Raw genomic sequence first — 11,823 nt, 5'->3', positions numbered from 1 at the left:
AGTATCTGTGTTCGACACCGATCAAATGTGGAGCGAGCCTGCTCGCGATGGCGTGAGCACAATCAACATCCATATAGCCTGATCCACTGCTTTTACTGGCAGGCCGGCTCCCACGGACTTTGGTGATGCCCACAAATCCATGTCGGCCAAATAACCTTTGGGAGCTGGCTTGCCAGCGAGAGCGTCAGCCCGGTCATCACATCACTCCTTGACGCTCATGTATTCCTTCGCCCAGAGAATGTAGTCCTCTGGCTGGGTGTAGGTGTGCGTCAGTTCGGTGGCACTCAGGTCCGAAGCCTGGGTAAAGATCTGTCGTTGCTCACGCAGGCTGTCGTAGGTGGCCTTGATCGCCGCGAAGTACGCGCCGTGACCGTCGATGGTTACGCGCACACCGAGTTCGGCCAGGCGCTTGTCGTCGCGCAGCGCCGGGTTGCCGTAGGTGACCAGCATCAGTGGCACGGTCAAGTGTTCGGCAATCTGTTCTAGCTGATCGAAGTCCTGCACGCCGACCATGCAGATGCCGTCGGCACCGGCGGCCTGGTATTGCTTGGTGCGGCTGATGATTTCCTGGTTCGGCAGAATACCGGCGTTGGTGCGGGCGATGATCGCCATTTCCGAATCGACCCGGGCTTCCAGCGCTGCACGGATCTTGCCGACGCCTTCGGCAACCGAGATCAGGTCGGTGGATTTACGGCCGAATTGTGCCGGCAGCAGTGTGTCTTCGATGGTCAGTGCGGCGACGCCGGCGCGTTCCAGCTCAACGATGGTGCGCATCACGTTGAGGGCGTTGCCGTAGCCGTGGTCGGCGTCGGCGATCACGGGCAGCTGAGCGACGCGGCCAATGCGGGTGGCCTGCTCAGCGAACTCGCTGAGGGTGATCAAGGCAAAGTCGGGGGCGCCCAGCACCTGCAACGAGGCGACGGAGCCGCCGAGGATCCCCACTTCAAAACCCAGGTCTGCGGCAATGCGCGCGGACATCGGATCGAACACCGAAGCCGTGTGGTAGCAGGTGTCGGAAGCCAGCAATTGACGGAAGTTACGGCGCAAATCTTGATGGGAAAGCCTGGTCATACGAGTTCCACCAATACAAAGGAATGGAACGGCTTGAGCAAAGGTGTCAACGCCGAAGAATGAAAAGGCTATCACGCGAATGGGTCAAGATTCATGACGAATTTGCGAGTGAGGCGTTGATCACGGATGCAAAGGCTGAAAGGTTTCATCTGCAATCAGCGGATTTCCAGTGTCAGGACAGTTGTTCAGGCCGCGACTGCGTGTTGCTGTTGCCTGGGCAGCAGCACGGCGCGGACCGAATTGCCCGGCTGCAGTTGCAGGCGCTTGGCGGTCAGGCGGTCGACCACCAGGGTATTGCCGACCAGACGACCGGGGGCCACGGTGATGCGGCAGTTCTCCAGGCGACGGTTATGGATCAGCCACAAGGGGGCCTGATCGTCCGGCGTGCCGAGCTCAAGGTTAGCGCCTGGCTGTCGCGCACGGTACGAATGCTGCCGATCGGCGCTTCGATCACCGGGCCACCGTCGAAGATGTCGATGTAGCCCTTATGTACAAAGCCTTCCTCGCGCAAGATCTTCAGCGCCGGCTCGGTATTGGGGTGTGGCTGGCCGATGGCCGCTTGTGCCTGTTCGGTCAGCATGCAGGTGTACAACGGCTGGCGCGGCATCAGTTCGGCGATGAACGACTTGTTGCCCAGACCCGACAAGTGGTCGGCGTGGCTGAAGTCCATCTGGAAAAAGTGCCGGCCCAGGCTGTCCCAGAACGGCGAACAACCGCGTTCATCGGCACTGCCACGCAGTTCGGCGATCATCTTCTCGCCAAACAACTGCGGAAATTCGGCCACGAACAGCAGGCGCCCCAACGACAGCAGCCGGCCGTTGCTGCCATGACGATGGTCGTGGCTGAGAAACAGCGAGCACAGCTCCGACTGGCCGGTCAGCTCATTATTGAGAAACAGCGTGGGTATCTGTCGGGAAATGCCCAGATCCGCTGACGAACTCACGGTCAATCCGACGCGGTAGTTGTACCACGGCTCGCGCAGGCCAACCGCGCCGGTCAGGGCGCTGACACCCACCACGCGCAGGTCGTCGTCTTCGAGCACGAACAGGTAGTCGGCGTCGGCCCGTTCCACCTGCTCGGCGAACGCACGTTGCGCCCAGCGCACCCGGTGAGCGAGGCGGTCTTCATTGGCCGGCAGGGTGGTGAACCCGGGGCCGGCCTGCTGCACCAGAGTCATCAGCGCTGGCAGGTCGCTGACTTTGACCGGACGGACGATCATGCGGTAACTCCTTGTACGCGCCTGTTCGGGCACTGTCGTTGGGTGTGCAACCGGGCGCCGTTCACAGGGCTGTCAGCCTGATCGTGCTGCCATCGGTGACCTTCAGCGCCGTGCACAGGGCTGGCGTAAGGGACAGCGGTTGATCGGGCTGGTAATCCAGTTCGGCGACGATGGCCCGGAAACCGTGCAAGGCGTCGTTGCTCACCAGATAGCGTCCCCGAGCGTCGATTTGTGCTTGCTGGCGCACGGTGGCGGTCTGGCTGCGGGCGATCGAACGGATGTTCGCGGTGCGCGCATACAGGGTCGGGCCCGCGTCGAACAGGTCGATATAGCTGTTGGTTTCAAAGCCTTCGCGTTCAAGGATGTCGAACGCTTCCTGGCCGTCCGGGTGAATCCGGCCGATGCATGCCTGTGCTTCCGGGGGCAGCATCGGCACGTAAATCGGGTATTGCGGCATCAGTTCGGCGAGAAAGGTGCGGCTTTGCAGACCGCACAGGCGCTCGGCCTCGACGTAGGGCAGGTCGAAGAAATGCTTGCCCAGTGCATCCCAGAACGGTGAATGGCCATTCTCATCGCTGTAGCCGACGATTTCGGTGATCACCGCATCGGCGAAACGGGATGCGTGAGCGGCGATGAACAGCAGCCGCGCCCGCGACAGCAGTTCGGAAAAAGCGCTGCGCACCAGCGCATTGTCGATGTGAAAACCGCGCAGCAGGGTGTGGTCGTTGAGGTCGTGACACAACGACAGCGCCGGCACGCCGTGTTCGATGTTCAATTCCCGCGAGGCGCTGGTGAAGTGGCGGTTGCGCAGGCTGTAGAACGGTTCGTTGAAACCGGCCGTGGCGAGGATCTCCGAGCAGCCGACCAGCCGCCGAGTGTCGAGGTCTTCCAGCACGAAGAAGTAATTCTCCGGGCCTTGCGCCTGAATGTCGTGGTCGAACGAGGCGCAGGAACCGGCGATTTTTTCACGCAGGCGTTCGCTGTCGTCCGGCAGCGACGTGACGCCGACCAGACTGTCGCGGGCCAGTTGCTGCAATTGCGGCAGGTCGGTTGGCTCGACTGGGCGTAAGACCAGCATGGATGCACTCCTGTATCAAAGGGTCCGGTGATCCGCACCGAACCTGACTATCACTGTCGGTTGCCACGCTTTAAAGCGGCGGTCGCCTGATTTGTTGTCAGACGCCGCTCTTTTTCTTGTCAGCCGTTACTCGGGTCAGGCAGCGCGCTGCTGGCGCCGAGCTTGTTCAGGAAGAACAGGTACACCAGACCCAGCGCGATCCAGATCAGGCCGAGTTTCTGCGCATCGACGCCCATGTTGTACATGATGGCGGCGACGATGATGAAGCCGATCACCGGGCAGATCAGATGGCGCACGACCTGACCGGACTTCTGCCGACGCCAGTAGTAGTTGATCACTGTCAGGTGCAGCAGCATGAAACCGCTGAGGGCACCGAAGTTGACCAGCGAGGTCAGGGTGTCGACCGAATTGATGAACAGGTAGCAGATCACCAGCGACAGCAGCGCCACCAGATAAATGCTCAGGTAAGGGGTGTTGTGTTTCGGGTGCACCTTGGCCAGCATTTTCGGCAACTTGCCGTCACGGGCCATGCCGAACAGCAGGCGCGACACCGCGGCTTGCGAGGTGATTGCCACGGCAACCCCCCATGCCAGAGCAGTCGCCACACCGGTCAGCGTTGCCAGCCAGCTGCCCGCCGCGATTTCGGCGATTTCATAGAACGCAGTGTCGGCGGACTTGAAGCCCATGCCGGCAGCGAGGTCGGTGGCGATCCAGGTCTGTACGACGAAAATCGCGCCCATCACCAGCAGTGTGATCAGCGCTGCCCGACCGACGCTTTTGCCCGGGTCGCCCTTGATTTCTTCGGCGAGCGTCGAGATCGCATCGAAGCCGAGAAACGACAGTACCGCAATCGACACCGCCTGCATCAGCAGGGCGAAGTTGAATGTTTCCGGGTGATACAGCGGCGCCAGGGTCAGCTCGCCGTTGCCGCCGCCGTTGTGCAGGGCATTCCAGGCGTAGAACAGGAAAATCCCCAGCACCACCAATTGCGCCAGCAGGAAGATGATGTTCATCCGTGCGGTGAAGGTGATGCCGCGCAGGTTGACGAACGTCGCGCTGACGAGGAACGCCAGAATGAAGCCGACTTTCGGAATGTCCGGGTACAGATGGTTCAGGGCCATCGCCGCGTAGACATAGAGCAGCGGCGGAATCAGCAGGTAGTCGAGCAGCATCAGCCAGCCGGCGAGAAAGCCGACGTGTTGGTTGAGGCCGCGTTGCGCGTAGGAGTAGACCGAACCTGCAATCGGAAATGCCCGCGCCATGCTGCCATAGCTCAACGCGGTGAACAGCATCGCCACCATGCCGATGATGTAGGCCAGCGGCACCATCCCGGGCGCCTCGGCATTCACGTAGCCATACACGCCAAACGGGGCGATGGGGATCATGAAGATCATTCCGTACACCACCAGATCGGTCAGTGTCAGGCTACGTTTCAACTCCTGTTTGTAGCCGAACTCTTCTATTTCCATGAAGCGCAACTCCTTGTCAGCCTATCCGGCGTTTTTCGTTGTTATGTCGGTCCATCGTTTACCGCGTTATCAATCTTTGCATTCGTTACAGCAGCGGTGCCAGGCGCTGGGCCCACAGCGAAACCGCTTCCGGGCTGCGCAGCAGATCGTTGCGCACCTCGATCAGCACCGACTCCAGTCCACGGGCATCGCCGTGCACCGGCACGGTCATGTCACCCAGCGGGTCGATCCGGTACGGCTGGTTGCCCGCGACCTTCAACGGGTGCTGGCCGAGGCCGTCGATCAGCCGTTGTGCGTAGGCGCTGGCCTGGCCGAACAACACGCCGACTTCCAGCGGGCGCGGCTGGCCGTAATACACCGGGGTAAAGCTGTGAATCCCCACCACCCGTACCGCTTGACCCTGCGCGACGCGTTGGTCGATCAGGGTTTGCAGCCGGGCGTGAAACGGTTTGAACAGCGTCTGGCGCCGGTACTCGCGAGTGGCTTCGTCCAGCTCGCGATTGCCGGGCACCTGATAAATCTCGCTCTGTGCCGGAATGCTGTCGGGGGCATGCCGGGGCCGGTTGAGGTCGATCAGCAACCGTGAATAGTTGGCGCTCAACAGTGTCGCCCCGAGCACCTGCGAAAGCTTTTCAGCCAGTTGCAAGGCGCCGATGTCCCAGGCGATGTGCTCGCGCGCAGCTGCATCGTCCAGGCCCAGATTGTTCAGGGCTTCGGGGATGTAGCGGCTGGCGTGCTCACACACCAGGATCAATGGATGCGATGAATCTTCACGACTCAGGTTGTAGACCGGGCGGGTATACAACCCCAGCTCGGCGGATTCAGTACAGGCGTGCATAGTGCTCACACAGGTCAGCGGGCGAGAGCTGTTCCGTCAGCGCCAGTTCCTCGGTTTTAAGGGCGTGGTAGGTGTCGAGCAACGGCTTGGGCAGCCATTGGTTGAAGGCTGCACTGTCACGCAGGCAATCCAGCGCCTGGGCCAGCGAGGCGGGCAGGGCAACGATGCCCCGGGCCTTGCGTTGCTCGTCGTTGAGTGAATCGGGTATTTCATCGGTGATTGCGTTCAGCGCCAGGCGCTGTTCGATGCCCAGCCGTCCGGCGATCAGCAGCGCGGCCATCGCCAAGTGCGGCGAAGCGGTGGCGTCCATGGCGCGGAATTCGAGGTTGTACTGCGCCGCCACGGATTTGCCGCCCAGGCTCACGGTCGGACAAATGCGCAACGCCGCTTCACGGTTCTGCTGCCCCAGACACGCGTAGGACGCGCTCCAGTGATGCGGCTGCAGGCGTTCGTACGACACCGGCGTCGGCGCGGTGAATGCACACAGCGCTGGCAGATAATGCAGGATGCCGGCCGCCCAATGCTGGCCGAGGGTCGACAGACCGTTGCTGGTGCCGGCGTCATAGAGCAGCGGCAGACCTTGCAGGTCGAGCAGGCTGACGTGCAAGTGCACGCCGTTGCACACCGCATCGGCCTTGGTTTTCGGCGCGAAGCTGACATCGACGCCCATTTGCCGGGCGATTTCACGGGTGATCTCGCGCACATTGACCGCACGATCCGCCGCTGCCACGCCGCAGGTCGGGCGGCAGGTGATTTCGTATTGATGCTTGCCGTATTCCGGCAGAAACATCTCTGGCTCGACGCCACCGGCACGCAAGGCGCTGAGCAGCCAGCCGCCGAACTCGGCGCCCTGACGCTGGGCTTCGAGGGAAAACGCCAGGTGTTCGGCGAAGCCGGCATGCAGGTTGAATTCATGTTCGAACGCTGCGTTGACCTGCAGGCCGAGGTCGTCGCGATAACGTTCGATTTCATCGCGCAGCAGCGTGCGCGGACAGGCACTCCACGGGCGGCCATCGGTTTCGCGAATGTCGCCGTGGATGAAGTCCAGCGCCGGCGCTGCGGCATCCGGGCCGTTGCCGACGGTGACGCGGCTGCTCAAGTCAGGGATCAGCCGCAGATCGCCATACGCGCCCCACGGGTTGGTCGAGGCGATGATGTCTTGCGGCGTCAAGGCACTGTTGGCCGGCACCCAGCCGCAACCGGCTGCTTGATAATGTTCCAGCTGATCGGTGGGAAACGAACGGCCACGGGTGATGCCGATCAGGTCAGTGGTGACGATGGTGGTCATCGGCAACGGCGTCAGGCGCTCGCTCATGGGCGCATCTCCTGCAACCTGCCGAGCACCGTCTGGGTGTCGGTGATCCAGCAGTAGCCCTTGATCGCATTCAGGCAGGCGTCATGTCGCGCCGGGGGTGTAGGTGGCGCAGGCGTCTTCGACCAGCGTCACCAGATAACCGCGGTCGGCGGCATCACGCACCGCCATGTCGACGCACTGGTCGGTGACAATGCCGGCGATGATCAGGTGGCGGGTTTCGAGGTTGCGCAGCACGTAATCGATGTTGGTCGAGTTGAACACCCCGGACGAGGTTTTCGGTAACACGATCTCGTTTTCCACCGGCGTCAGGTCGTCGATGATCCGCGCCTGTTCACTGCCCTTGGGCAGGTGCATGTCCGACAGTTTGTGATCCAGCGAGCGGTCGCGGCCGTCGGCGGTCAGGCTTTCGATAATGGTGTGCAGCACGTTCTGCCGCGCTTCGCGAAAGGCGCTGAGCAAGCGGCGCTGGTTGGGCACCACCTGCATGTGGGTGCGGGTCAGGAAATACTCGGCGTCCGGGCCGTTCAGGTGCGGATCGAACTGCGGTTCGAGCCAGGCACGCTGCATGTCCACCAGCAGCAACGCGGTGTGATCGGTGACAAACGGCAAGTCCCGCGGTGAGCGGTGGGGAAGACTGAACATTCTTATTTATCCTCCAGCAAGTGGGTGTGGAACTCGTTGCGCAGGGCGTCGATGCCTTCCAGGCGATCGGCCAGATCGGGGCTGCGCAGGGTCAGGCAGGCAATCAGAGCTTCTACCTGGGCCAGCGCTGGCACCATGGTGTCGAACGGCGAAGCGATTCCACCGGGGCGCTGATGATCAGGTCGGCCAGTTCACGCAGCGGTGAGGCATAGATGTCGGTGAACAGCACCACCCGGGCGTTGCGGCTTTTTGCAGCACTGGCCACGCGCAAGGCCTGGGTCTGATAGCGGCGATAGTCGAATAGCAGCACCACGTCCTGGCGTTGCAGATCGAACAGGCGGTCGGGCAGTTGCGCGTTGTCTTCCAGGGCAAAGCAGCCGGGGCGCAGCAGACGCAGGTGATTGAGCAGGTAGTTGGCCATCAGGCTGCTGAAGCGTCCGCCGAAGCAGTAGATCTGGTGCCGCGTATCGAGCAGCCAATCGAGCAGAATGCGTATGTCTTCGGGCTGGGTCAGGACCTGGGTTTCCACCAGCAGGCGTTGGCTATCGGCCAGATAATGGCCCCAGGCGTCGTCCTTGTTCAGGTGCGAACGCGGCTGCAACAGGGTGCGCGGCGAGCGCAGGCGGTGGTCCATATCGCTGAGCAGGGCGTCCTGAAATTCGGCATAACCGCCGAATCCGAGCTTCTTCACCAGCCGCACGATGGTCGGATCGCTGACGCCGGCGTGTTCGGCCAGACGCGCCATCGGACCCAGGCCATTGCGTGGATACTGGTCGAGCAGGGCGCGAATCACTTTGCGCTCCGACGGCGTCAGCTCCAGGCCGGGATCGGTGATCAAGTCTCTAAGAGGGGGCATCCGGGCTCCTGCTGGATGAGGGGGTGTTGAATTTGTTTCATAATCCGTTAAAACAGTATTTATGTAACTCAGGTTACATGTCTAGTGAATTTTTTGTGGTAGGAATTCACTGTTTAAATAACCTCAAAGAGCTGTGTCACAAGGGCTACACCGATGTCCTCGACCCCTGTAGTCCATTGCCTATTAGTGTGTGAGACATTGCCGTTTTGTACGCTCGCCGGGGTAACGTCCTGGCTCGCGAGATCCCCCGAGCCGCCCGGTTTTGCGGCACAATTGCCGCAAAACCGGCGGTTTGCCGCCGATTCAACCGATGTTCAGCGAGTGCAACCCTGTGCAATCCACCTGTTTGACTTTGATCTGCCACGCTCGAACCGTCGCACAGAAATTGTCGCGTTTTCCTACGAACGAGCCTGTTGAAAATCCGCCATCAGGCTCGGTGCATTGGCCACACAGTTCGCCAGCGCCCGCCATCTGCTGTGTGGGCCGGAATTGCGTACGCGCCAGACCGCCGAGTGGTTCGGTGCGGCGCCGCAGGTGGACGAAGCGCTGCGCGATTGCGATATGGGGCGCTGGCACGGACAAGCGATCAAGGATCTGCAACTGCGCGAGGCCGAGGCTTTGCAGGCATGGATCAGTGATCCGCAGGCGGCACCCCCATGGCGGCGAGTCGGTGACGCAATTGGGCGAACGCGTGGCGGCGTGGCTGGCCAGCCTGCAAGGCACGCCGGGGCCTATCGTCGCGATCACCCATCCTTTCGTGGTGCGGGCTGCATTGATGCAGGTGGTGCGGGGCGTAGCGTTCAACGCGATTGATGTTGAGCCGCTGTCAGTCATTGAACTGCGGTTCAACGGGATCTGGCGGCTACGCTTGCCGAGTAGCGTTCGTGTGGGAGCACAGTGATGAAACGACTGCTGGTCATCGGCATCGGCGCCGGCAACCCCGACTACATCACCCTGCAGGCGGTGAAAGCGCTCAACCGGGTAGACGTGTTTTTTCTGATGGACAAAGGCCCGCGCAAGGACAAACTGATCGATCTGCGTCGCGACATCTGTGAGCGCTACATCACCGATCCTGCCTATCGCTTCGTCGAGGCTCACAGCCCGGAGCGTGAGCGTGGCGACGTGGACTACACCCGCGCGGTCGAAGATCTGAACCGTGCAAAGCAGGAAACCTTCGAGCGGCTGATCAATCAAGAATTGGCTGACAACGAATGCGGCGGTTTCCTCGTCTGGGGCGACCCGGCGCTGTACGACAGCACGATTCGTATCCTGCAGGCGATTCTGGCGTCAGGCCGCTGTGTGTTCGAGTTTGAAGTGATCCCCGGGATTACCAGCGTTCAGGCACTGGCCGCGCAGCATAAAGTGCCGTTGAACAGCATTGGCCGGTCTGTCGAAATCACCACGGGCCGGCGTCTGGCGGCGGGGCAGGTGAGTGACACGGACAGCCTGGTGGTGATGCTCGACGCTGAAGATTCCTACCGTCATGTGGCGGATCAGCAGACCGAGATTTACTGGGGGGCCTACCTGGGCACGCCGGATGAGCTTCTGATCAGCGGCAAGCTTGAGGATGTTGCGGATCAGATCGAGCGCACGCGCAAAGCGGCGCGGGCCGAGCATGGGTGGATCATGGATACCTATCTGTTGCGCAAGCCCTGAATTGTCGGGTGTCGGTTCGGGCCTCATCGCGGGCAAGCCCGCTCCCACAGGTTTTCGGGTTGAAATAAGTTGTGTGTACGACGCCAAACCTGTGGGAGCTGGCTTGCCAGCGAAGGCGTCCGGAAACTCACCTCAGGATATCGCTTTGACCCCACGCCCAAACCGCTCCCGATACACCGACGGCGGCACCCCGACCACGCTGCGAAATGCCACGCGAAAACTTTCCACTGATCGGTAACCACAGCGCTCGGCAATCCGTTCGCTGTTGTGCGCTGTGCTTTCCAGCAGTTCCCGCGCCCGCGCCAGGCGTTCGTGTTGCAGCCACGCCTTGGGCGATTGCCCGCTGGCCTCGCTGAATCGCCGCAGAAACGTGCGCTCGCTCATCGCCGCTTCGCTCGCCAGATCGCGCACTTCCAGCGGTTGGTGCAGACGCTCGCGAGCCCACTGCATCACCCGTGACAAATCGTTGCGCGGCGTCGGGCTGACAGGCGTGGGAATGAACTGCGCCTGGCCGCCGGTGCGTTGCGGCGACATCACCAGCCGCCGCGCCACCGAATTGGCGACCTGAGTGCCAAAGTCGCGGGCCACCAGATGCAGACACGCATCGATCCCGGCGGCGCTGCCGGCCGAGGTGATCAACTGACCCGAGTCGACGTACAGCACATCCGGATGCACCGCAATCGCGGGGAAGCGCCGCGCCAGTTCATCGCTGTAGCGCCAGTGGGTGGTCGCGCCGTGGCCGTCGAGCAAGCCGCTGGCGGCCAGCACGAACACCCCTGAACAGATCGATAGCAGCCGCGCACCGTGGGCGTGGGCCTGACGCAATGCGCCAAGCAGCGCCGGTGGCACCGGGGCTTCGCGATCACGCCAACCGGGAATGATGATGGTGCGTGCCTGCGCCAGCAGCTCCAGGCCGCCGTCGGCCAGGACGTGAATGCCGCCCATGGCGCGCATCGGCCCTGCGTCGACGGCGACGATGCGGTGCTCGTACCACGGGAAATCGAACTCCGGCCGGGCGAGGCCGAAGATTTCCACGGCAATCCCGAACTCGAAGGTACAGAGGCCGTCGTAGGCCAGAATCGCGACCAATCCAGGTGAATCAGGCATTTGGCGGAAAGTTCCCGGTGAGTGTCTTGCGCGCCACTGTAGCGCCAAGTGACGGCCCGATAAAGTCTGTTCACACCCCAACTGATACAGGAGCTCCACAACATGCCCAGCCTGGTTCGCGAAATGCCTGCTGCGCCGTCGGCGATTGCCCTGATGCACTTCAGCAATCGTCTGACCTATGAAACCGATTGTTCCGACGTCTTCAGCAGCCAGGAGGCCGGTGAGGTCGATTTTGTCCTGGTCGATGTGCGTGGTCCGCTGGCGTTCGAGCGCGGTCATGTACCGGGCGCGATCAATATTCCGACGCGGTTGTGGACGCCCGAAGCCTTGTCGACTTACGCCAAGGACACATTGTTCGTGGTCTATTGCGCAGGTCCGCACTGCAACGGCGCCAACAAGGCAGCGGTGAAACTGGCGGCGCTGGGTTATCCGGTCAAGGAGATGATCGGTGGCGTGTGCGGCTGGCTCGATGAGGCTTTTCGCTGAGCGTCGAACAACCCGCCAAAACCCCCATCGCCTGCGAATGCTGAAATGCTTTTGTAGGAGCTGCCGAAGGCTGCGATCTTTTTGAC

7 protein-coding genes and 5 pseudogenes are annotated in these 11,823 nt (G+C 61.8%); 3 read left to right on the top strand and 9 right to left on the bottom strand.

Annotated elements, in window-relative coordinates:
- Positions 1-201: 201 nt before the first annotated feature.
- The 8 genes and pseudogenes from HT737_RS05140 to HT737_RS05105 form a co-directional block, all read right to left on the bottom strand.
- Positions 202-1,071, bottom strand: a complete 870-nt coding sequence (locus HT737_RS05140) for an oxaloacetate decarboxylase (RefSeq protein WP_007968750.1) — start codon at positions 1,069-1,071, stop codon at positions 202-204.
- A 185-nt stretch (positions 1,072-1,256) separates the two neighbouring features.
- Positions 1,257-2,290 (bottom strand): annotated as a pseudogene (astA, locus tag HT737_RS05135) (arginine N-succinyltransferase).
- A gap of 61 nt (positions 2,291-2,351) precedes the next feature.
- A complete protein-coding gene (locus HT737_RS05130; RefSeq protein WP_047293392.1) occupies positions 2,352-3,368 on the bottom strand; it encodes an arginine N-succinyltransferase in 1,017 nt (338 codons plus the stop codon).
- Between the two features lie 119 nt (positions 3,369-3,487).
- Entirely contained in the window at positions 3,488-4,837 is a 1,350-nt protein-coding gene (locus HT737_RS05125; RefSeq protein ID WP_182401726.1) for an APC family permease, read from the bottom strand.
- An 85-nt stretch (positions 4,838-4,922) separates the two neighbouring features.
- Entirely contained in the window at positions 4,923-5,675 is a 753-nt protein-coding gene (locus HT737_RS05120) for an N-formylglutamate amidohydrolase (RefSeq protein ID WP_121186140.1), read from the bottom strand.
- Positions 5,659-6,990: a glutamine synthetase gene (locus HT737_RS05115; protein ID WP_182401724.1), complete on the bottom strand. Its 1,332-nt coding sequence runs from the start codon at positions 6,988-6,990 to the stop codon at positions 5,659-5,661. The genes HT737_RS05120 and HT737_RS05115 overlap by 17 nt, the downstream gene beginning before the upstream one ends.
- A pseudogene (locus HT737_RS05110) lies at positions 6,987-7,632 on the bottom strand (isochorismatase family cysteine hydrolase). The gene HT737_RS05115 and the pseudogene HT737_RS05110 overlap by 4 nt, the downstream one beginning before the upstream one ends.
- Positions 7,633-7,634: 2 nt before the next feature.
- Positions 7,635-8,488, bottom strand: a pseudogene (locus HT737_RS05105) (MurR/RpiR family transcriptional regulator).
- Between the two features lie 331 nt (positions 8,489-8,819).
- Between HT737_RS05105 and HT737_RS05100 the strand changes: the two are divergent.
- Positions 8,820-9,389: pseudogene (locus HT737_RS05100) on the top strand (histidine phosphatase family protein).
- Positions 9,389-10,144 carry a precorrin-6A synthase (deacetylating) gene (gene cobF / locus HT737_RS05095; RefSeq protein WP_182401722.1) on the top strand — a complete coding sequence of 252 codons (756 nt, stop codon included), beginning with the start codon at positions 9,389-9,391 and terminating at the stop codon, positions 10,142-10,144. Before HT737_RS05100 ends, cobF begins: the two are co-directional and overlap by 1 nt.
- 132 nt (positions 10,145-10,276) lie before the next feature.
- On the opposite strand, the gene ftrA is transcribed toward cobF, so the two are convergent.
- Complete coding sequence (ftrA, locus tag HT737_RS05090) at positions 10,277-11,251, bottom strand: transcriptional regulator FtrA (RefSeq protein WP_182401719.1); 975 nt, start codon at positions 11,249-11,251, stop codon at positions 10,277-10,279.
- 102 nt (positions 11,252-11,353) lie between these two features.
- Between ftrA and HT737_RS05085 the strand changes: the two are divergent.
- Positions 11,354-11,781: pseudogene (locus HT737_RS05085) on the top strand (rhodanese-like domain-containing protein).
- Positions 11,782-11,823 lie beyond the last annotated feature (42 nt).

The organism is Pseudomonas sp. MD195_PC81_125 (assembly GCF_014060985.1).
GTDB classification, from domain to species: Bacteria; Pseudomonadota; Gammaproteobacteria; order Pseudomonadales; family Pseudomonadaceae; genus Aquipseudomonas; species Aquipseudomonas parakoreensis.
This window is presented reverse-complemented; position numbering and strand designations above follow the sequence as displayed.